We start from the raw sequence: 22,234 nt of genomic DNA on the forward strand, positions 1-22,234 counted from the left end.
CCGCGCCGGTTCCAATTCCCGTAGACTTCCGATGCCTCAATGGCGCGGCTCTGCGAGAGGATGCGATGTTGCGACCGGTCATTGGAATTGCCGTGATGGCGCTGGCCTGCATGCTGGCGGGCACGGCTCTGGGCAAGGGCGGTGGTGGCCATGGCGGTGGTCATGGCGGCGGTCACGGAGGTGGTCATCACGGAGGTGGTCATCACGGAGGTGGTCATCATGGAGGCGGTCATCATGGTGGTGGCGGGCATCGCGGGATGCGGTTCGCAACCGGAGCCCGAGATGGTGGCCCGAACTTCGGTCAGATGCGGAATGCGGCCGTGCGTCCCGCGAATTTCCGCAATGCGCTCAACGCGCACTCAAGCGCCTTCCGCAACGGCCGTCTGATCAGCAATCCGGCGGCGCGGGCCGAGATCGCAGCCGCTGCCGCACTCGTCGGCTGGCATGGCGCAAGCAGCGGATGGTGGCAACATGCAGGGGGCGGCTATGGCTGGGTCGGACCGCTGTTCTGGCCTTTCGCCTATAACGACCTCTACGACTACACGATCTGGGGTGACGGTCTCGGCTTCTGGGGCTACGGCTATCCCGACGTCTATGCCGGCATCTTCGGGCCCTATGGCTATGACGGTCTCTCGGCCTATCTGCCGCAACGTCCGCAGGGACGACGGCAAGCGCGAGGCGTTGCGCTCGACCAGCTTTGCGGCAGCGACCGCCGCGAAATCGTCGGTCTGCCGATCGACCAGATCGCAGCTGCGGTGCAGCCGACCGATGCGCAAGGGGCAAGCCTCGACGATCTCGGCAATGCCTCGATCCAGGCGGCGGAGATCATCCGCGCGTCCTGTCCTGCGCAGGTCGCGGCGACGGCGCCCGGTCGGCTGGCGGCGATGCAGCAGCGCATCGAGGCGATGGAGAAAGCCGTCGATCTCGTTCAGCCGGCACTGGATAAATTCTATGGCTCGCTCAGCGACGAGCAGAAGGCGCGCTTCAATGCGCTGGCCGACGATCAGCGTCGCGCGACAGCTTCCAACACTACCAGTGGATCGCTGGTCCAGAATTGCGGAGCGTCTGCGGCACTCGATTGGCCCGGCGCCGACATCGAGGCGAGGCTTCATCCCGACGGCACCCAGCGCGCTGCGCTGCAGGTGCTCCAGGATACCAGCGCGAAGGTCAGCGCATCGCTCAAGGCGGCTTGCCAGCCCAACGACGTGATGACGCCGCCGGCGCGAATGGCCGCGATCCACACGCGGCTCGACCTGATGCTGGATGGCGTCAAATCGGTGCGCGCTGCGCTCGAAGATTTCTATGCCACGTTGAACGACGAGCAGAAGGCGCAGTTCGAGGCGATCGGGCCGCGTCGGACGTCCTGAACGTGTCGCGAGCCGCGGAGTGTGTCGGAAAAAACCGCCTCGCCGATCTCACTACGGTTCTCTATGCTGGGCGCGGTTCGAAGCGCGACGATGCGGCGGCTGGAAGACCACGGGTGGCGGGGCGATGAAGTGGTTCGCGCGCAAGACGCGACAGGACATCTGGGACGAAGCGATCGAACGGCCGCTCGGCGATATCGAGGCCGCCGAGCGCATCCGTACGATCTGTGACGCCGCTGCGGCGAGTGCGGCAGGCTCTGCGCGCAACGACAAGCACGAGAGCGAGCGCTACGAGCGGGCGGCGAAAGTCGCGATGGAAATCGCGATGAAGATCTCGGATGGATTGATGCGCGACGACGCAGTCCGTCGCATCGTCGATCTCTGCATGAAGGCGAACGACCTCAAGACCGCGCAGATCCTCTTTCGCGCGATCCATGCCAGCTGGATCCGCGAAACGATCCAGCGTGATCACCCGGCCCTGGTGCAGTGAGCGCTGGATGTTGCCGCGAGGAAAGTGCGCTCCCTCCCTCGCTTGCGGGGGAGGGGTGGGGAGAGGGTGTCTCCACCAGCGATATATCGCGAGTGGATAAAGCCCTCACCCGCCACGCTCTTGCGAGCGTGCACCTCTCCCGCAAGCGGGAGAGGTGCACCGAACCCGCGGCGCGATCGGATTTCAACCCAACACCACTGAGCCTTACCTCGCCAGCTTGCGCACGGCCTCGTCCACGCTGTGGAAGACGTGGTCCCGCGGCAGCGCCTCGAACAGCCTGAACCGCTCGAACGCGTCCTGCGCGCGCACCGATTCCAGCCGGGCCAGCGCCACCGTGACGCCCTGTTCGCTGCACGCCCTGAACACGTCCAGCAGGATCTGCGCGGCGGTGAAGTCGATCTCGACCATGCCGCTCGCCTCCAGCACCAGCAGCTGCGGGGGCGTCGCGCCGAGCACCTTGGTTACGTCGCTGCGAAAGCCGGGCGCGTTGAGGAAGGACAGCGGCGCCTGCAGCCCGATTACGGCGACGCCGACGATGCGTTCGCCGGTGATGTGCGGATGCGCCGGCCACCAGATCGTGGTGCCCGGCACGCGCTCGAACTCGACCAGCCGCGCGCGGGTCGTGCTCCAGATGCCGTGCAGCAGTGACAGCACGATGCCGAGGAACGCGCCCTGCTGGATCGGCAGCAAGATAATCAGCGCGGCGGTGGCGACGATCAGCAGGAATTCGCTCGGGGTTTGGCGATAGATCGTGACGATCTGCTTCACGCGGATGATGCGCAGCGCGACGAACAGCAGGATGCCGCCGAGCGCGGCGTCCGGAACGTGCTGCAGCAACCCCGTTCCGAATGCGAGCAGCGCCAGCACGATTGTCCCGGCGGCAAGGCCCGCAAGCTGCGATTGTCCGCCGGTCTCGGCGACAATGCCCGTCCGCGGCGGGCTGGCATTGACCGGAAACGCGCCGAACAGGCCGGACAGCACGCTGCCGGCGCCCGCGCCGAGGAAATCGCGATCGACATCGGCCGGCTTGTCGGGATCGGACGGGAACGAGCGCGTCGTCGCCGCGGTCTGCACCATCACCACGACCGTGATGACAAAGGCGAGCGGCACGAGGCGCACCCATTGCTCCGGTGCAAGGTCGGGGAAGGTCGGCCGCGGCAGCGTGCCGGGCACGACGCCCACGACGCTAACGCCTTTGCTCTCGAGGCCGAGGGCGATTGTGGCCAAGGTCGCGGCGACGAGCCCGATCAGCGTGCCCGGAATTTTTGCGCTGAGCTTCTCGGCGACGAAGACCACGGCCAGCACACCTAAGCCGATGCATAGCGTGAAGGGATTGCTGCGGCCGAGCTCGCTTGCGAGCACGCCGATGCGATCGAGCGTCGGTCCACTCGGCGATTCCAGACCCAGCACGCCCGGCAATTGCGACACGATGATGTGGACCGAGATGCCGGCGAGGAAGCCGACCATGACCGGCACCGATAGCAGATTGGCGATGCCGCCGAGGCGGAACGCGCCGCCGGCCAGCATCATCGCGCCGACTATCAGCGCCAGTGCGATTGCGAGGCCCTGATAGTCTGGCGAGCCGGCGGCGGCCAGCGCCGCAAGCCCGCCGGCGAAGATCGGCGTGATCGTGGAGTCCGCGCCGCAGGACAGGAAGCGGTTGCCGCCGAGCATCGCAAAGCCCAGCGATCCCGCCATGAAGGCGAAGAAGCCGATCTGCGGCGCGAAGCCGCCGAGCCGCGCCGTGGCCATCTGCTCGGGGATCGCGATGGCCGCCAGCGTCAGCCCCGCCATGAGATCGCCAGGCAGCGAATAGGACGCGAGCGACCGGAATAGCGGCCAAGTCCTCTTCGCGTGAGTGTCGTGCGGCATTGATGTGGAATCCCCGGAAGGCCTGCGTCGGACGATCAGACTACAGCAATTCCGGCTCGGAGGGCGGCAGATGGCGAATATCCGCAACTCTCTCGTGTCCCGGACGCGCTGCAGCGCGTAGCGTTGCTGCGCAGTGCCGGACCCAGGATGCTGCACAGTTCGCTGCCGCATGGGCCCCGGCTCTGCAGCGCACCGCCGAAGAGCGCTGCGCTGCGTCCGGGGCACGAGAGCCGCATCAACAGAAATGTTCGCAAACCATGGGCTCGCGGACATCTCTCGCGACGTGGGCGGAAGCCTCAGTACCGGCCGCGGTCGTTGTGATAATCGCCGCCGCGGCCGCCGCCCACTCCCATGCCGATTCCGACACCGATGCCGATGCCTTGCATGACGGCGCCGGGAGGCGGACCGGGGGGCGGCGCGCGTTCGTAGATCACTTCATCAGGCGGCGGCCGCCGCTGCCTGGGCGGCGTGTCGACGACCTTGCGCTTCGGCGGCGTGTCGTCGACGCGCTTCTTGATCACAGGCGCGATTGCCGGATTGACGGGTGTTGCCGGTGTCGAGGGCGTGGAGCACGGGCAGGTCGGCGCCATCGCGATTGCGACCGGGACAGGAGCGGCCGCGACCACAGCAGGCAAGGCATAGTTGCGGTTCTGCACGCGGAGCAGAAGCTTGCGTGCGGTCGCAGCCAGATCGCTGTTGTCCCAGTTCGCCAGATAGGCCTCGAACGAGGCGCGGGTGTTGATCGCGGTGGCGCGCTCCCAGGCCAGCATCTGGCGCCGGCGCTCCAGCACCGTGCGAAGGCGCGGCGTACGGGTGTCCTGAGCGTACAGCTCGATATAGGCCTGATACGCCGGTACGGTGTCGTCGGTGATCACGATCTCATAGGCGACCATGGCCGGCTTGCCCTGCAAATCCTTGCGCCAGTCATCGAGGCTGCGCGTGCCGCTCGCAAGTGCCATGGAGGATGCGCCGGGAAGCGCAGTCTGATCGCCGCTGCTGTCGCCGCCGAAGAACTTGAAGTCGGTCGTCAGCGACGAGCTTTCCCAGGGGATCTGCCGTCCGTCGGTCGATTGCGCCACGGCGACGCGGATGCGCTTGAAGACTTCCTCGATCGGCAGGTTGGGCTGCTTGGCGACGGTCAGCGCTGCCGTGGTGTAAGGGCTGTCGATGCCGCTGCCGTCCTCGGCTTCCGCGCCGGGTGAGGTCGAATAGGAGATGAAGGAGCCGGGCGCGCCGGCCTTGGTGTCGACCATCGCAAGCCCGTGGCCGGCGCCGCTGAGCGCAGGGAACGGATTGTTGCGGCAGGCATCGAGCATGAAGATGCGCGCCCGCGTCGGCAGCGCGCCGAGCGTGTTGAGCAAATCGTTGAGCCGCACGCCTTGAAGCGGAATGTCGGCCTCGCGCTTGGGGTCGAGATCGACCGGCACCAGATAGTTCTCGCCGTCGATCTGGAGACCGTGGCCGGCATAGAACACCAGCGCGACCGTGTCGGCGCCGCTGGCGCTGACCTTGCCGGCGAAGTCCGAGATCGCCGCGCGCATGTCGTTCTGCCCGAGATTGGCCGCCGTGGTGACGGTGAAGCCGGCATTGCCGAGCAACTCCGTCATGCCCCTGGCGTCGTTGGCGGCGTTGGGCAGTTCCGGCACGGTGCGATAGGCCGATTGACCGATCACGAGCGCGAGCCGCGCTTCGGCCGCGGCCTCCGTCGGCGTCGTCAATTGCGTGAGCGCAAGAAGGCTGGAGGCAAGGAAAAAATTGCGAAGGACTGGACGGGGCATGGTGTCTCCTCCATCGGCAATGCGCGCGAGGATGTCACCTTTTCTAGGTCGCCGCCACGCGCCTGTCTGTGCACTGGATCACGTTGCGAGCTGCGGCAAAAAGGGGCAGCAGGTCTGCCAGAGCCGGTGCAGCATCGTTCTAGCGCCATCCATGTGAATAGCGCATTGATCCATGCGCCAATTGGATTGATCTCGGGATCTGCGCGAAGGCATGCTTTCGTGCCTCGGGCCCCATGCCGATCTGATCGGGAATCCCGCACAAACATGGTCATTTCGCTGCGCGCTGATGCCGTTGCTTTTTGCTGCACGCCGCCTTGCGACGGCCGGCCGCAAGCCTTGCCTGCGCCATCGCTTTGGCCATACAGTCCGCGCAACGGGTTGCGGCAACCACCGCGGCGCGAAAAAATAAAAATTGGGGAGAGACCGCATTATGTCCATCGTGCCCGTAAACCGTCGCGCGTTCATCAAGTCGTCGACGGGACTTGCCGCCGGCCTCGTGTTCTCCCCCGCACTGATTGGCCGCGCCGAAGCCGCAACGTTGAAGCTGAAATGCTCCTCCTCGCTGCCGAACGATCCCAAATTCGCCAACGGCCGCGTCTATTACGACAATCTCGTGAAGAACCTGAAGACGAACGGCCTCGGTGAGCAGGTCGAGGTCGCTTTCTTTCCCGACAACCAGTTGGGGCAGGAAATCGACGTCATCAACTCGGTGAAGCTCGGCGTCATCGACCTCATGGTGTCGGGCTCGTCGATCTCGGCCAATCTGGTGCCGCTGGTCGGCACCTATGACCTCGGCTTTCTGTTCTCGAGTTTCCCGCAGCAGACCAAGGCGTTCGACGCTGGCGCCGCCAAGCCGATCGAGGACGCGCTGCTCAAGGGCAGCAACGTCCGCATCATCGCCTGGGCCTATAATTTCGGCTCACGCAGCGTCCTTGCGAAGAAGCCGGTGAAGACGCCGGAAGATCTCGCCGGGCTCAAGATCCGCACCCTGCCAAATCCCGTTATCACGGAATGCCTGCGCCTGATGGGCGCCGCCGCGACGCCGCTGGCGTTCGGCGAAATCTACACGGCATTGCAGGCCGGCGTACTGGACGGGCTGGAGCACGATCCGCCGACCATCCTGGCGAGCAAGTTCTTCGAAACTGCGAAATTCTATGCGCTGACGCAGCACAATTTCTCGCCGCTCGCGATCTATTTCAGCGACGTGACCTACAATCGCATGGATCCGAAGCTGCGCGAGGGCTTTCTCGACGCCGCGAAGAAGGCCGCATCCGACACGCGTACCCATGGGCTCGCGGTCGAGAAGGAGGCGCTGTCGGCCTTGACCGAGAAGGGCGTGACAGTGGCCGAATGCGACCGCGAGGCTTTCAAAAAGCGCGTGGCGCCGCAGATCGAGAACTTCATCAAGGCGCGGCCGGAATCCAAAGTCGTCATCGACATCATCCGCGCCACGCAAGCTTGAAATGGCCAAATCTGAGCTGGCGATGACGGGCGCCGCCTCCCTCTCGGGCGGCCGCCACGGGAGCATCGCACTGCTGCTTCGCGTCAGCGACGCGATCGCAGCCATCCTGCTCGCCGCAGATCTCGTCGTTGTCTGCGGTTCCGTACTGCTGCGCTTCTGCTTCAACGCGCCGGTCGAATGGTCCGACGACGTCGCGCGCGGCCTGATGGTCGGCTCGGCCTTCTTCGGCGCGGCGAGCGCACTCGCGCGCGGCGAGAATGTCGGCGTCTCCTTCTTTCGCGATCTGGCTCCGGTGCGGCTACGCGCGCTGGTCGACGCCGCGAGTTCGCTGCTGGTGGTGCTGATCTCGGGCTACGTCGCCTACAACGCCATCAAGCTCGGCTCGTTGACGGCGGGCCAGACCACCGGATCTGGCTTGCCGCTGGAGCTGACCTTCTATCCGATGGGCATCGGCGCGCTGTTCATGACGGTGTTCGCGATCGACCATCTTTGCGCAAGGCCGCTCCCTGATATCGTCAGAGGTCTCGTTGCAATTGCCGTTGTGACCGGCCTCTATCTCGCGTGGGATTATTTGTCGCCCGCCACGGTGCCGTCGGCGGGAACGCTGATGCTGATCGGTTTCTTCGCGACGTTGGTCGGCGGCTTGCCGATCGGCTTTGCGCTGGCGCTGGCCGCGCTGGTCTTCATCTGGGTCGAGGGCGCGCTGCCCGGCGTGATCTTCGCCCAGCAGATGGCGCGCGGTATCGACAATTTCGTGCTGCTCGCGATCCCGTTCTTCATCCTCGTCGGCTACCTTATGGAAGCCAACGGCATGTCGGTGCGGCTGATCGAGCTGTTGCAGCGTGGGGTCGGGCGCATGCGCGGCGGCCTCAACGTCGTGATGGTGGCCTCGATGGTGCTGTTCTCCGGCATCTCCGGCTCGAAGATGGCTGATGTCGCCGCGGTCGGCTCCGTGTTGATCCCGGCTGCGCGCCGCTCCAAGCAGAATCCGGGCGGCGCGGTGGCGCTGCTCGCGGCATCCGCGGTGATGGCGGAGACCATTCCGCCCTGCATCAACCTGATCATCCTTGGCTTCGTCGCGAACCTGTCGATCGGCGGCCTGTTCGTCGCAGGGCTGTTGCCGGCGGCGCTGATGGCGCTGGCCCTGATCGCCGTCTCCATCATCTTCGGCAAGACTCCCGCTGCTACCGAGGACGTCGAGCCGCAGATGCCGGTGTCGGGGCTGTGGAGCGGCGCGATCGCCTCGTTCGGCCTGATCTTCATGATCTTCTTCGGCTTCAAGAGCGGCTTTGCCACCGCCACGGAAATCTCGGCCTTTGCCGTCGCCTATGCACTCGTCGTCGGCAGTGTCGTGTTCCGCGAGCTCAGCTTCACATCGGCCGCGCATAGTTTTGTGCAGGGAGCGACGCGCGCGGGGCTCGTGCTGTTCATCGTTGCCGCAGCGCAATCGCTGGCGTTCACGCTGACCTTGCAGCAGGTGCCGCATGCGGTCGGCGATTTCATGCTGGGATTGTCAAAGACCAGCGGCACCTGGTTGTTCATCCTGCTCGCGATCGGCGTGCTGATCGTGATGGGCTCGGTGCTGGAAGGCGCGGCCGCGCTGATCATTTTCGGTCCACTGCTGCTGCCGGTGGCCGTGCAACTCGGTATCGATCCCCTGCATTTCGGCGTCGTGCTCGTGATCGCGATGGGCATCGGCCTGTTCGCGCCGCCGCTCGGGCTCGGGCTCTACGGCGCTTGCCTGATCGGCAACGTGCCGATCGAGCAGACGGTGAAGCCGATCATGGGCTATCTTGGCCTGTTGTTCCTTTGCCTGCTGGTGATCGCGTTCGTGCCATGGCTCAGCACGGCATTGCCGCGCGCGTTCGGCTACTGAAGGAGTCTTGCCGTGAAAGTCCTGCTGGCCCACACGCCGGAGATGCGCCGCAATTACTACGGTGATCGCAGCCTGAGCGGCCTGCGCGCGACCGCCGAGGTGGTCCTGCACGAGAGCGATGATACGCTGGACGCCGCCGGCCTCGTCCGCGCCGCGAAAGATATCGACATCATCGTGGCCGATCGCATGACCGAGGGCCGCGGCGAGATCTTTGCGCAACTGCCGCGCTTGCGCGCCTTCGTCCGTTGCGCCGTCGACATCCGCAACGTCGATGTCGAGGCGGCCTCGAACGCCGGCGTGCTCGTGACCCGCGCCGGGCCTGGCTTCGTGCAAGCCGTTGCCGAGCTCGCGCTCGGCTTCATGGTCGATCTCTCCCGCGGCGTATCGCGGGCGACGGCCGATTATCAGGCCGGCCGCCAGCCGGAAGCGCGGATGGGCCGTCAGCTCGCCGGCAGCAAGATCGGCATCATTGGCTATGGCAGCATCGGGCGTTACCTCGCCGAGGTGGCAAAAGTGCTGCGCATGGAGGTGCTGGTATCCGATCCCTTCGCGAAAGTCAGTGATGCTGCGATCCGCCAGGTCGATCTCGACGATCTCCTTGCCGGGTCGGACTATGTCGTCTGCCTTGCGGTTGCGAACGAAGAGACCGAGTGCCTGATCGGGCAGGCGGCGCTGGCGCGCATGCAGAGGCACGCGGTCTTCGTCAATCTCTCGCGCGGCAACCTCGTCGACGAGGCGGCGCTTGCGAAGGCGCTGTTGGAAGGCCGCATCGCAGGCGCTGCGATGGATGTCGGTCGCGCGCCAGACCAGATGCCGGCGCCGGAACTCGCGAAGCTTCCCAACGTCATCGCGACGCCGCATGTCGGTGGGCTGACGCCGCAGGCGATCGAATATCAGTCGCTGGAAACCGTGCGCCAGGTCGAAGCGATCGTCAAAGGCGAGATTCCGCAGGGCGCGGTCAACGCCGAGCGCTGGACGCGGCGGCCCTGATCGACTGCGAGCGTGATCTGTTGAGGTCGAATTGAGCTTGGCACACGGCTAAACGCACGCTTCTCCGTTCCCTCTCCCCTTGTGGGCAGGGCTATCGCATATGACGTCTCAGCGGCGCCTGAGCGAGCGCCTCGTCCTTCGAGACGACCGCTTCGCGGCCTCCTCAGGATGAGGCTCAGCTGCATCCATCTGCGTTGAAAATGCTGCCGCATGCTCATCCCTCATCCTGAGGGCCCGCCGCAGGCGGGCGTCTCGAAGGATGGCCGCAGTCGAGCTTCCAGCCATATGTTTCTTCCTATGCGATAGCCCTGACCCACAACGGGAGGGAACGCATCTCTTTCGAAGCGGTAGGCGAGTCTCGTCAAATCCGGCTCTACAGCCGGTCCACCGCTCTGAACGTCCCGTCCTTCTGGGTCACCGTCAAAAACACCTTCGGTTCGATCATCCGCATGCCGACGGTGACGGTGCTGCCGCTGATGTCGAAGCGGCCGATATCGTTGATGGCGCGCAGCAGGCTCGCGCGCGCGATACATCGAGAAAAGTCTTGCCGGGTGCGGGGAGGAGCTTCGGGACAGCTATCTCCGCAGGATGAATCGGCGATGTATCGACGGCTCCGTACTACTCCGGGGAAACTGGCAACTTACGTCGACAAAGTTCGCATCATCCCGCACTTCATTAACTAAGCCGGGTCATGCGGAACGGCCGGGTTCCGAAATTGAGCAGTTCTTAACTGCGGTCCTGTTCCGATAGTGGCTCCGGCGGCTCAACCAGAGGTTCGGTTGACCCGGGAGAGGGGACGGCGGTTTCTGGAATGGACGGTCGCGATCAGAACGATCAGGATCGGGGACGTATGACCGGATGGTGGCGTGCCGCGCCGCTGCTCGGGCTGTATCGTCCTGCGCTCGTCGCGGTCGGAATCGGTCTTCTGTTCTCGATTGCGGGTGCGGCCGCAGTGGCGCGATGGGAAGACCGCGTCAACAAGATCGAGTTCGAGAACGCGGCCGAAACCGAAGCGATCGTCATGCAGAACGGCATGGGCGAGTACATCTCCAGGCTCGTCGCGCTGCGCACGCTGTTCGAATCGACCAACCAGAAGATCACCCGCAGCGAATTCGAGACCTTCAGCGCCCGCCTGTTCGAACGCCATCCCGGCATGCTGCGCATCGCGTGGGTGCCGCGCGTGAACCGCAAGGAGCGTGCCGAATACGAGGCCGCGGCGATCGCGGACGGTGTGTCCGGCTATCGCATCAAGTCGCTCCAGGGCGATGCGTTCGCGAGCGCGCCGCAGAGCGACGAGTATTTTCCGGTGTTCTACTCGACCCAGCCGAAGACGTCTTCGGTCTACGGCATGGACTACGCGACCGTTCCGGAGCGCCGCGCGGTTCTCGAGCGCGCGCGCGACGCCGATCGGGTCGCGGCCATTCGCACCCGCCTCTACGAGCCGAAGGAGGGCGGCCGGCTGCCCGACGTCCTCGTCGCCATTCCCGTCTACGCCAAGGCAACGTCGCGCGACACGGTCGTGGACCGGCGCCGCAATCTCGCCGGCTTCGTCGTCGGCGTGTTCGACCTGCCGCTGCTGATCCAGTCCATTCGCGTGACCACCGGCGCAAGCCCCGCGGTCAGCGTGAACGTCTATCCGCCGTTCACGGGGCAGATCGTCAGCCTGGAGGAAATGCTGCCGGATTATTCGTCGGCTGCCACGGCGCCGCAGTCGATGCGAGATGTCGCGCGGGCCCTGCACTGGTCGGGCAATCTCAAGATCGGCGACACCGATTGGCAAGTGCGCGCGATACCGGCTGCCGGCGGCTCGCTGGAGACGACGTACGATCGCGCGGGCGCGGTGTTGATCGTCGGCATGCTGCTGACGCTGTCGCTTTCGATCTATCTCAGGCTCGCAAGCCGCAATTCGCAGCGGCTGTCGCTGGCGAACCGGCGTGTGCTCGAACTCGCCCAGACCGACATCCTGACCGGACTGCCGAACCGCGCCTTCTTCCTCGCCCGGCTCGACGAGCTCAACGGCCGCTTGAAGGACGGCGGTCCGACCTTTTCGATCCTGATGCTCGACCTCGACCGCTTCAAGAACGTCAACGACTCGCTCGGTCACGGTGCCGGCGATGCACTGCTGCGTCAGGTCGCACAGCGGCTGAAATCCGCGCTGCGCACCGGCGACGTGCTGGCCCGGCTCGGCGGCGACGAATTCGCCATCATCCAGGAGGCTTGCGAGGATCAGCGCGTCTGCTCGACCGAACTGGCCGGGCGAATCGCAAAGCTCGTGGCCGAACCGTTCCTGCTTCCCGGACACCGCGTCGAGATCGGCACCAGCATCGGCATTGCGATCGCGCCCGATCATGGCAGCGACCAGGAGCAGCTCCTGAAGAAGGCCGACCTTGCGCTTTACCGCTCGAAATCGGCGGGCCGCAACTGCTTCACCATCTACGACGTGGCGATGTCGGCCGAGCTCGAGGCCCGCAACACGCTGGAAGGCGATTTGCGCGACGCCATCGCACAGTGCCAGCTCGAGGTGCACTACCAGCCGTTCGTCGACGCCCTCAGCGGTGCGCGGCGCGGTTTCGAGGCGCTGGTGCGCTGGCGGCATCCGAGCCGCGGATTGATTCCGCCGGACCAGTTCATTCCGCTCGCGGAGGAAACCGGATTGATCGTGCCGCTCGGCGAATTCGTGTTGCGGCGCGCCTGCGCGGACGCGGCCGGCTGGCCCTCCCACCTCGCACTCGCCGTCAACCTGTCGCCGATCCAGTTCAAGGAGGCCGAGCTGTTCGAGATGATCAGCGCGGCGCTCGCGGATTCCGGGCTGCCGCCGCAGCGGCTGGAGATCGAGATTACGGAATCCGTGCTGCTTGAACGCGGGGTCGAGAACCACGCCTTCATGGAGCGGTTGAAGAGTATCGGCATCGAGCTCGCGCTCGACGATTTCGGCACCGGCTATTCGTCGCTCAGCTATCTGACCGCGTTCCCGTTCGACAAGATCAAGATCGACAAATCGTTCATCCGCAACCTCACGCATCTGCCGCGCAGCTCCGCCATCATCTCCTCGATCGTGACGCTGGCGCGCGGGCTGGACATGTCGGTCACCGCCGAGGGCGTCGAGACCCGCGAGGAGTACGAGCGGCTGAAGGCGCTCGGCGTCAATTTCGCGCAAGGCTATCTGTTTGGCCGCCCGCAGCCGATCGAGCGGATTCTGTTCGACGTGCCCGTCGAACCGTCCCAGCTCAACGCCGCCTGAGCGCGCGCCTTGTCCTTCGAGACGACCGCTTCGCGGTCTCCTCAGGATGAGGCTAAGCGGCATCGGCGCCTGTTGAACTGCTGCCGTACACTCCGTCCTCATCCTGAGGAGCCCGCCCCAAGCGGGCGTCTCGAAGGATGGCCGCAGGGTAGTTGTTCGCCGAGTTGCCCTTCAAATGCGATCGCCTTGCTCAGCGGGCATGCGCGAAAAGCGCTTGACCCGGTCATTCCCGGATGGTCCGAAGGACCGTCCAGGGATGAAACACACAATGCGGCTTCCGTTCTTCTACGGCTGGGTCGTGGTCGCGGTGACCTTCGTCACCATGGCCATCGGCGTCAACGCGCGCACAGCCTTTTCGTTGTTCTTTCCTCCCATCATCTCCGAATTTGGCTGGGAGCGCGGCGTCACCGCAGGCGCCTTCTCCTTCGGCTTCGTGGTGTCGGGCATGGTCAGCCCGCTGATCGGCCGGCTGATGGACCGCGCCGGCCCGCGTGCGGTGATGGAGCTCGGCGTGGTTCTGATGGGCGGCGGGCTGCTGCTTGCGCCGCTCACGAGCCAACCCTGGCATCTCTACGTGACCATCGGCGTCATGGTCGGCGCCGGCTCGGTGTGTCTCGGCTATTCCGGACAATCGCTGTTCCTGCCGAACTGGTTCATCCGCAAGCGCGGCTTCGCGATCGGTATCGCCTTCGCCGGCGTCGGCATCGGCTCGGTGACGCTGCTGCCATGGGTGCAGCACATGATCGAGCAGACCGGCTGGCGCACCGCCTGTACCGCGATGGGTCTGATGATCCTGATCGTGCTGGCACCGATCAATCTGTTCCTGCACAGGCGCCCCGAGGATATCGGCCTCCAGCCGGACGGCGATGCCGCCCCGGCCGCGGGTGCCGCAAAGCCCGTCTCCAACATCGTCGATCCCGCCTGGGTTGGTACCGAGTGGACGCTTCGGCGCGCCGTCGCTACTGCGCGGTTCTGGTGGATCGCGCTCGGCTATTTCTGCGGCCTTTACATCTGGTATGCGGTGCAGGTGCACCAGACCAAATTCCTGCTCGACATCGGCTTCAGTGCGAATGTCGCGGTGTGGGCACTCGGCATCGTCAGCCTGCTTGGCATTCCCGGCCAGATCCTGCTCGGCCATGTCTCCGATCGGATCGGGCGGGAATGGGTGTGGGCGATCAGCTGCGCGGGCTTTGCGATCTCTTTCGCGGCGCTGATGGCACTGAAATTCCAGCCGTCCTTATGGCTGGTCTATCTCATGGTGTTCACGCAAGGCGCGCTCGGCTACGGCCTCACCTCGATCATGGGCGCAGTGGTGTTCGAGATTTTTCAGGGCAAGCACCAGGGCAGCATCTTCGGCACGATCATGCTGGCGGCATTGGCCGGCGGCGCGGCCGGACCCTGGGTCACCGGCTTGCTCTATGATCGGGCCGGCGACTACACGCTTGCCTTCGGCATCGCCATCATCGTGAGCGGATTGTCGGCGCTCTCGATCTGGCAGGCCGCGCCGCGCAAGGTACGCGCGGTGGCCGGCAAGCTTCAGGCGGGAACCGGCGCTGAATAGGTTCCGCACATGGCGCGTTCATGCTGGACAGCGTCGCCGCGCTCGAGACGATGAACGCGATCCGGGAGCTCGGCGTCGGGCTTTCGGTGGACGATTTCGGCACCGGCTATTCCAGCCTCAGCCGGCTCACGCATCTGCCGATCCGCGAGCTGAAGATCGACCGCAGTTTTATGCGCGACATCGAGCGCGACGCGGGCGCCCTCGCAATCGCCACTGCCGTGGTGCGCGTCGGCCAGGGCCTCGGCATGACCGTTGTCGCCGAAGGCGTCGAGACCGAGGCGCAGCGCAAGGTGCTGGCCGAACTCGGCTGTGACGTCGTGCAAGGCTTCCTCTACGCTCCCGCGCTCGCGCCTGTAGCCTTCGAGCGCTGGCTGATCGAGCACTGCGCCGAGCAGGCGAGGGCGATGCTGGGCAGGCTTGATGTCAAGCCGGTTGACGCGGCTGCGGTGAAGCGATCGGCGTAGGGCGTGTACTCTCGGCGCCAATTATCCCGAAGGCTTGCATCCCGAAGGCTTGCATCCCGAGGGCGTGCCATGTCCGCGGACAAGGGCTGCTCGCCCAGAAACGCGTTACTTCGATCGTACCTGGTTTGATTTTAGACGGCATTGACGTGGCAATGCATAGTGAACGGTCAGCAAGCTTGCGTTCCTGTCATCGAAAATCAAATGATCGGTCAAGGCCATTTCGGCGCGCATGGCATTGCAGCAGAAGATCATCAATCGATTCAAAAGGGGCAGCTTGCTCACGGACCGGTAAAGCTCGCCACATTCGATAGTCAGGTTCTGCCGGCCTTGCGCGCTCGCCAATTCGAGCCGGGATCGAATCTCTTGCCGGAAATGATCCGTTGAAACCATGCAGCATCCGATAGCCGAAAACCCTTCCGAAAAGGGGGATCAGCCGGCCAGGATTGGAATCGAGCAATTGCCCCCGTCAACTCAGACGTCAGGTCGTGTGACCATAGAGCAATGCCAACACAAAGATACAGCTAATAAAGCCGATCTGATTGATGCTCTCGTCTCGCTATTGGGCGACGACGTTCCTATATGCTTGAGATCACCGCCCGCCCCAGGTAGTTATCGGTGACTGAGAGCATTGCGCTCCCGCCTCAACCACGAAGGCGGTCGGATGTCTGATACCCCTAAATACAAATCTCCTGAAGTGGCTGGTACCTGCGGTGCCGTTGCCCGGTTTCCTTGTTTTGCCGGTCGCTGTGTCGGCCTCATGCATCGGGAATCTATTTTTGATTGATCTGCGGCAGCGATCTCGCGCGCAGATCGGTCAGGAGGTTCCTTGGCAAATACAGCAGCTGTTCGAGACTTTAACGGGCTTCCAGCCACATTCACTGGATCGAAGACCGGGCAGGACGACGCCCCGTTTGTCTTCGTCAAGGTCGGCGATGAAGAACGCCGCATGCGAAGGGCTGAATGGGATGCGCTCCCGCCCTGGACCGGCCCGCGCCCGGCACGCACGGTCACCGACTGATGCCACAGCCTTTGGGAGGCCCGCTTGACGATCGAACATGCTATCGTGCGAGCCAGGCCGAAGCCCTGGGGCAGCCTCGATCTGCGTCCCTGGAGCCAGACGTCGACCGGCGACGGCCCGATCGGGGAATTGTGGTTTGAGCGCCCGGGTCTTGCTGCGCCGAAGACGGCGTTGCTGCTCAAAATGCTCTTCACCACCGAGCCGCTATCGATTCAAGTTCATCCGGATGATGCGTTCGCGCACTCGATCGGGCTTGCCAACGGCAAGACCGAAGCCTGGTACATCGTCTCCGCGGTCCCCGGTGCGCAGGTCGCGGTGGGACTGGACTATCCGCGCTCTGCCGCTGAGTTGCGAACCGCGGTCACTGACGGCTCGATCGCCGATATCGTGCATTGGCAGCCGGTTCATCCAGGCGACGTCATTTTCATTCCTGCTGGAACCATTCATGCGATCGGCGCTGGCATCGTGCTCGTTGAAATCCAGCAGCACAGCGACGCCACGTTCCGGCTGTTCGACTATGGACGAGGGCGCCAACTGCACATCGACAATGCCGTCGCGGTGGCCACGGCAGGCCCTCGCAAAATCCAATTGCCTTCCGAACGTCTGAGCGGCGCGCGAACCGTCCTCACCGTCAATTCTTATTTTGCGCTGGAGCAAACTGACCTTGCTCCGGGCTCCGTTTGGATGCTCGACGCACCGAAAGAGACTTGGCTGCTGGCGATCGAAGGTCACGCCCAACTCGGCCCGACGAGGCTCGCGCCGGGGGACGCGTTTTTCCTGGAAGCCGACCATGCGGAAATCGAGGTAGGTGCCAACGGGTTGAAAGCGCTACTGGCCTATCCCGGCCCGAAGGCAAACCCTGCCGCGTTAATAGAGCGCAGCGCCGCGGGCGCCAGTCGCGTACCGCACGCTTTTCCCAGCGCCCTGGTCCCGCCCCCCTTCGAGACCGCCGCGCTCAAACAATCGGAGACGCCAAATTGGCTACCGTAAATCGTATCGCATTCATCGGGAATTCGCTTCCCCGCCGCTGCGGCATTGCGACCTTCACCACCGACTTGCAGAGCGCCATTGCGGCGTCCCGGGGCGATCTGGAAACCGTCATCGTCGCGATGACCGATCACGGCCAGGTCTACGATTATCCTGCTACCGTGAGCCTGGAGATCAACGACGACCGGCAAGATGATTATGTCCGTGCGGCCGCTTATCTGAACAGCGGCGGCTTCGAGGCCGTTTCGTTGCAACATGAATTCGGCATTTTCGGCGGCGAAGCCGGAGGTCAGATCATGGCGCTCTTGTCGCGCCTGACCATACCGATCGTGACAACCCTGCATACGGTCTTGTCCGAGCCGACAGAGGCTCAGCGCGATGTCATCGCCCGCATCGTCGAGTCCTCGTCCAAGGTCGTCGTGATGGCTGAAAAAGGTCGGGAATTGTTGCGCTCCGTCTATCACGTGGCTGACGAGAAGATCGAAATCATCCCGCACGGCATCCCGGAGTTCGCGTTTGTCGAACCCGACGCGGCCAAGGCTGCGCTCGGATTCAGCAACAAGTCGGTCATCCTGACGTTCGGATTGCTGTCGCCGAACAAGGGTATCGAAGTCATGATCGATGCGATGCCTTCTATTCTGAAGACCCGACCCGACGCCGTTTACGTCGTGCTCGGTGCGACGCATCCCAACCTCGTGCGAGATCGGGGCGAAGCCTATCGTGAGGCCCTGATGGCGCACGCGCGCCGGGCTGGAGTCGAGGATCACGTGGTGTTCCTCGATCAGTTCGTCGACAAGAAAACGCTGCTCGATTTCATCTCGATGTCCGACGTCTACGTAACGCCGTACCTCAGTGAAGCCCAGATGACGTCGGGCACGCTTGCCTATAGTTTTGGCCTCGGTAAAGCCGTGGTTTCAACTCCGTATTGGCATGCCCGCGAACTATTAGCCGATGGCCGCGGCATCCTGGTCCCGTTTGGCGATGCGGCAGCGCTTGGCATCGAAATCGCCAAGCTGCTCACCAACGACGTGCTTCGGCAGGCGATGCGCAAGCGCGCCTATTCGAGCAGCCGCGCGATGACGTGGGAAAGAACCGCCGAACGCTATATGTCGGTATTCGAGAACGCGGGCCGACGGCATCGGCTCAAGACCATTGCGCGCACGGATACTGGTACGCTGCTGCGCGACAGCCGCGCCCCGCCGGAAATGCAGCTCGGCCATTTCCTGTCGATGTGCGACGACACCGGACTGTTTCAGCATGCCGTTCATAGCGTGCCGGATCGTGCGCACGGCTATTGCGTCGACGACAACGCCCGGGCGCTGCTCTTGGCCTGTGCGCTCAACAATCCGGGCGAAGAGCGGCTGCCGGAAGCCCTGACGGCGCGATTTGCCGCCTTCGTCCAGCACGCCTGGAATCCGGATACACGGCGGTTTCGCAATTTCATGGGCTTCAACCGCTGCTGGTTGGAGGACAGGGGGTCGGAGGATAGCCACGGACGCACGCTCTGGGCCTTGGGCGTCTGCGCGCTTACCGATGCCAGCCCGTCGCGGCGCTCATGGGCCGCGGCGCTGTTTTCCGAAGCGATGGTGACAGTGGAAGGTTTTCGTTCGCCCCGTGCGTGGGCGTTCGTATTGTTGGGCCTCGATGCTTACTGCTCGGCTGTTCCGGACGATTTCCAGGCGACCCGCCTGCGTGCCGTGCTTGCCGATCGGTTGATTTTGATCTTCGATACCGTGGCAACCGGCGATTGGGTCTGGTTCGAGGACGGGTTGGCCTACGATAACGCCCGCTTGTCCCAGGCGCTGATCATTACCGGCTTGGCCAGCAAGACATCGCGCTATGTCAATATCGGGCTGGAGTCGCTGCGCTGGCTTGTGAAGCGGCAAACCTCAGCGAAGGGCCAATTCCGCCCGATCGGCACGGCGGGATTCGGTGATCGACGCCGACCGCCGCAAGCCTTCGACCAGCAGCCGCTGGAAGCTGCGGCGACCATCGCGGCATGCCTCGCCGCGTGGCGGGCCGATCACGATGTCGAGTGGAAAGCCGAAGCCGCACGGGTATTCGCGTGGTTTCTTGGCAGTAACGATTTGTCGGCCTCGCTGGTCGATTTGGAAACCGGAAGCTGCCGGGATGGCCTGCACCCCGATCGTCCTAATGAGAATCGGGGCGGGGAATCCGTGGTGTCGTATCTGCTTGGCCTTTCCGAGATTCGGCAGATTGCCCGCCTCAGCGAAAGCCGGGCCAAGCCTGCTCCTCTGGTCGCTTGACGGCGCCGATTACGATTTACTCCTTCAACCAATCGAGGCCGTTTTGTCGCAATCTCCCTTCCTCAAACGCCAAGCCCTTCAGCTGCGGCCGGACCCGACCCGTGTCATCGTTCGGCCATTCAAGCCGGCGACAGAGCCGCGCGACCTCAATCCGACGGACAAGACCCGCGCCAACCATATCGTCGAACGGGTTCTCGCGCTCGATCCCGAGACGGCCGACCGGCAACTGGCCGACGTTCTGGAGAATTTCCTCGGCCGTCACCGCAACCTGTTGCAGATCTTCGAGGCACGCGCCGCGGAAATGGAACAGGCGCTGGCCGACCATGCCGTATTCACGCAGGTCCAGCGCCAACTCGCCGGCGCCTATTTTCTCAACGAATATTCGTTCGAGGCCTCGGCATTGTTCAATCCGAGTATCGTGCCACATCCCGATCAGTCCGGAACGCCGGACGGCAGCCTCCGCTTCATCCTAAGTCTTCGTGCCGTCGGCGAGGGTCATGTGTCTTCCCTGACATTTCGCTCGGGGCTTATTGCCGCAGACGGGGCCGTGACCATCGACCCGACGGGGCGTCTTGCGTCCAGCCCCGATCTCGTCAGGCTGACATCGGGCGCCGCCGGCGACGACATTGACGTTACGTTCGCGGCTGGGGAGGATCTGAGCGAGCGGGTGATCTTTCCGGTCACCGAAGCGCAGTCGAACGGGATCGAGGATGCCCGCTTTGTGCAGTTCAGCAACGCCGGACAGAAGATCTATTACGCGACCTACACCGCCTATAGCGGACGCGCGATCCGGTCGGAGCTGATCGAGACGTCCGATTTTGTATCGTTCCGGCTATCGACCTTGAAGGGCCATGCCGCGCGCAACAAGGGCATGGCGTTATTCCCGCGCAAGATCGAGGGCAGATATGCGATGATCGCGCGCCAGGACAACGAAAACCTCTATTTGATCTTTTCCGACGATCTCCATACGTGGGATGGCGGCCAGCCGATTCTGAAGCCTCGATACCCCTGGGAATTCGTGCAGATCGGCAACTGCGGATCACCGATCGAACTCGACGTAGGGTGGCTGCTGCTGACGCACGGCGTCGGCCCTTTGCGAAAATATTCGATCGGGGCCGCGTTGCTGGACAAAAAGGACCCGTCGAAGGTGCTCGGCCGCCTGCGCGAGCCCCTGTTGCGCCCAGACCCTTCCGAACGCGAAGGATATGTTCCAAACGTTGTCTATACCTGCGGCGCGATGCGCCATCGCGACAAGATCATCTTCCCCTATGCGGTCTCCGACAGCTTCTGCAATTTCGCGACAATCGAGATCGCATCCTTGATCGCGGCCATGGACACTAGCGCATTAGAACTGCGCTGACCCCCTCGATATCCATCCGGCCGGTGAGATTGAAAAGACGGTGAAGCGGTCGGCGGAGGGCGCGACCTTCGGCTGGATCGCTCGCAAACAATGGTCGGCTCCAAGAGTCCCTACACCCACGGGCACAGCGAGCGCGTGACGCTCTTTACCGATATGATCGCGGAGCAGCTGGAGTTCACTGCCGAGCGGCGACGCTGGCTCAAGCGTGCCGCGCTGCGGCACGACATCGGCAAGCTCGGCGTCAGCAACGCCATCCTCGACAAGCCCGGCAAGCTGGACGAAGCCGAATGGGCGGTCATGCGCATGCATTCCGCGCATTCGGAAGCAATTCTGTCCGTATCGGCGCATTTGACGAACTCGCCCCGATCGCCGGCGCGCATCATGAGCGGCTGGACGGCAAAGGCTATCCTCGTGGCCTCGCGGGAGACCAGATCTGCCTGGACACCCGAATCATCACGACCGGAGATATCTTCGACGTGCTCACCGCAGACCGGCCGTATCGCGCTGCGATGCCGGTCACGAAAGCTCTTGCGATCATGGCGGAGACGATCGGCACCCAAATCGACCCGGACTGCTTTGCAGCTCTTCGTCGAGCGCTCGGACGCGTCGACGAGACGCTGGCGGCCTAACGAGCGTTCCGACGCTATCATTGGGCTTCCGCCGAGAAGCGGCAGTGGGATGCGATCGTGACCCGTGTCAGCCGCACGCTGAGCGGCGGTTGATCCATTTACAAGGCCGATCGCACGTGAAAGCTCGACAGAATTCTGAAGCTCGTCCTAATCCGACGACAACCCCGTCCTCCGCCGCAAATCCGTGATCGCGCGCAAGAAGCTGTCGGGCGGCGTTGTCTCCGGATCGATCAGGCGGTGCAGGCGAAAGCCGTCTTCCAGGGCCAGCACGACGGAGGCTATCCATGGCGGATTCAACTTGTCGCCCTTCGCGCTGCTCTTCAGCGTGGCCTCGACGATATCGGCGACCAGCTTGCGTCGCGCGCGCAGGCGCTTGGCAAGTTCAGGCCGGCGCTTCTCGGCGCGCGCGACGAACAGGATCATCTCCATGTGCAGCAGCGGCGAACGGCCGAGCGGATCCTGCCTTGTGCGATCCATCGTCTTCAGCGCCGCGATGAAATCGTCGAGATTGTCGTGCTGCGCGAGGATGTCCATGTTGCGCCGGATCGACTGCTCGACATGATCCTCGAGCATGGCGATGATCAGCTCGTCCTTGCTTTTGAAGTTGGAATAGAACGCTCCCCGGGTGAAGCCGGCGGCCGCCGCGATCGCCTCGATGCTGGCGCCGCCGATGCCGTCTTCCTCGAACATGCGCGCGGCCGCCTCGAACAGCCTGTCGCGCGTGTCGTCCCTGGTCGGCCTGGTTCTCACTCTTGACATCGGAGCAGTTTAGGGCAGAATGCAACTCGATACAACAATGTATCGAGTTGATAGTTCAGGGATGGTTACGCTGCGCAAGAGGGCTGCCCGGCGTATTCGATTCATGCGGCAACCGA

14 protein-coding genes and 2 pseudogenes are annotated in these 22,234 nt (G+C 64.0%); 13 read left to right on the forward strand and 3 right to left on the reverse strand.

Annotated features, from left to right (window positions below):
- The first annotated feature begins 65 nt into the window (after positions 1-65).
- Positions 66-1,367 carry a Spy/CpxP family protein refolding chaperone gene (locus ABIB00_RS13230; protein WP_354104636.1) on the forward strand — a complete coding sequence of 434 codons (1,302 nt, stop codon included), beginning with the start codon at positions 66-68 and terminating at the stop codon, positions 1,365-1,367.
- Between the two features lie 124 nt (positions 1,368-1,491).
- Positions 1,492-1,854 (forward strand): hypothetical protein, encoded by a 363-nt coding sequence (locus ABIB00_RS13235; RefSeq protein ID WP_354104637.1) that lies wholly within the window; start codon positions 1,492-1,494, stop codon positions 1,852-1,854.
- A gap of 204 nt (positions 1,855-2,058) precedes the next feature.
- On the opposite strand, the gene ABIB00_RS13240 is transcribed toward ABIB00_RS13235, so the two are convergent.
- Together ABIB00_RS13240 and ABIB00_RS13245 are read right to left on the reverse strand one after the other, a co-directional pair.
- Positions 2,059-3,726, reverse strand: a complete 1,668-nt coding sequence (locus ABIB00_RS13240) for a SulP family inorganic anion transporter (protein WP_354104638.1) — start codon at positions 3,724-3,726, stop codon at positions 2,059-2,061.
- A gap of 296 nt (positions 3,727-4,022) precedes the next feature.
- Positions 4,023-5,504: a caspase family protein gene (locus ABIB00_RS13245; protein WP_354104639.1), complete on the reverse strand. Its 1,482-nt coding sequence runs from the start codon at positions 5,502-5,504 to the stop codon at positions 4,023-4,025.
- A gap of 430 nt (positions 5,505-5,934) precedes the next feature.
- Here ABIB00_RS13245 and ABIB00_RS13250 point away from each other — a divergent pair, with 430 nt between their 5' ends.
- The 11 genes and pseudogenes from ABIB00_RS13250 to ABIB00_RS13300 form a co-directional block, all read left to right on the forward strand.
- Positions 5,935-6,966, forward strand: a complete 1,032-nt coding sequence (locus ABIB00_RS13250; protein WP_354104640.1) for a TRAP transporter substrate-binding protein — start codon at positions 5,935-5,937, stop codon at positions 6,964-6,966.
- Between the two features lie 22 nt (positions 6,967-6,988).
- Positions 6,989-8,842 carry a TRAP transporter large permease gene (locus ABIB00_RS13255; protein ID WP_247347868.1) on the forward strand — a complete coding sequence of 618 codons (1,854 nt, stop codon included), beginning with the start codon at positions 6,989-6,991 and terminating at the stop codon, positions 8,840-8,842.
- A gap of 12 nt (positions 8,843-8,854) precedes the next feature.
- A complete protein-coding gene (locus ABIB00_RS13260; protein WP_354104641.1) occupies positions 8,855-9,832 on the forward strand; it encodes a hydroxyacid dehydrogenase in 978 nt (325 codons plus the stop codon).
- A gap of 850 nt (positions 9,833-10,682) precedes the next feature.
- Complete coding sequence (locus tag ABIB00_RS13265; protein ID WP_354104642.1) at positions 10,683-13,073, forward strand: bifunctional diguanylate cyclase/phosphodiesterase; 2,391 nt, start codon at positions 10,683-10,685, stop codon at positions 13,071-13,073.
- 268 nt (positions 13,074-13,341) lie between these two features.
- Complete coding sequence (locus ABIB00_RS13270; RefSeq protein WP_247442909.1) at positions 13,342-14,634, forward strand: MFS transporter; 1,293 nt, start codon at positions 13,342-13,344, stop codon at positions 14,632-14,634.
- An 11-nt stretch (positions 14,635-14,645) separates the two neighbouring features.
- Positions 14,646-15,098 (forward strand): annotated as a pseudogene (locus tag ABIB00_RS13275) (EAL domain-containing protein); the annotation flags it as partial.
- 159 nt (positions 15,099-15,257) lie between these two features.
- Positions 15,258-15,482, forward strand: coding sequence for a hypothetical protein (locus ABIB00_RS13280; RefSeq protein WP_247347624.1), 225 nt, complete (start codon positions 15,258-15,260; stop codon positions 15,480-15,482).
- A 658-nt stretch (positions 15,483-16,140) separates the two neighbouring features.
- The gene (locus ABIB00_RS13285; protein ID WP_354104643.1) at positions 16,141-17,106 is read left to right on the forward strand and encodes a class I mannose-6-phosphate isomerase; all 966 of its coding nucleotides are present in this window, start codon (positions 16,141-16,143) and stop codon (positions 17,104-17,106) included.
- A complete protein-coding gene (locus tag ABIB00_RS13290) occupies positions 17,094-19,370 on the forward strand; it encodes a glycosyltransferase family 4 protein (protein ID WP_354104772.1) in 2,277 nt (758 codons plus the stop codon). Before ABIB00_RS13285 ends, ABIB00_RS13290 begins: the two co-directional genes overlap by 13 nt.
- A 43-nt stretch (positions 19,371-19,413) precedes the next feature.
- Positions 19,414-20,730 (forward strand): glycoside hydrolase family 130 protein, encoded by a 1,317-nt coding sequence (locus tag ABIB00_RS13295; protein ID WP_354104644.1) that lies wholly within the window; start codon positions 19,414-19,416, stop codon positions 20,728-20,730.
- A 90-nt stretch (positions 20,731-20,820) separates the two neighbouring features.
- Positions 20,821-21,359: pseudogene (locus tag ABIB00_RS13300) on the forward strand (HD-GYP domain-containing protein); the annotation flags it as partial.
- 147 nt (positions 21,360-21,506) lie between these two features.
- On the opposite strand, the gene ABIB00_RS13305 reads toward ABIB00_RS13300, so the two are convergent.
- Positions 21,507-22,118 carry a TetR/AcrR family transcriptional regulator gene (locus ABIB00_RS13305; RefSeq protein WP_354104645.1) on the reverse strand — a complete coding sequence of 204 codons (612 nt, stop codon included), beginning with the start codon at positions 22,116-22,118 and terminating at the stop codon, positions 21,507-21,509.
- Positions 22,119-22,234: the final 116 nt, after the last annotated feature.

It is taken from the genome of Bradyrhizobium sp. LB14.3, assembly GCF_040547985.1.
Taxonomy (GTDB): Bacteria; Pseudomonadota; Alphaproteobacteria; order Rhizobiales; family Xanthobacteraceae; genus Bradyrhizobium.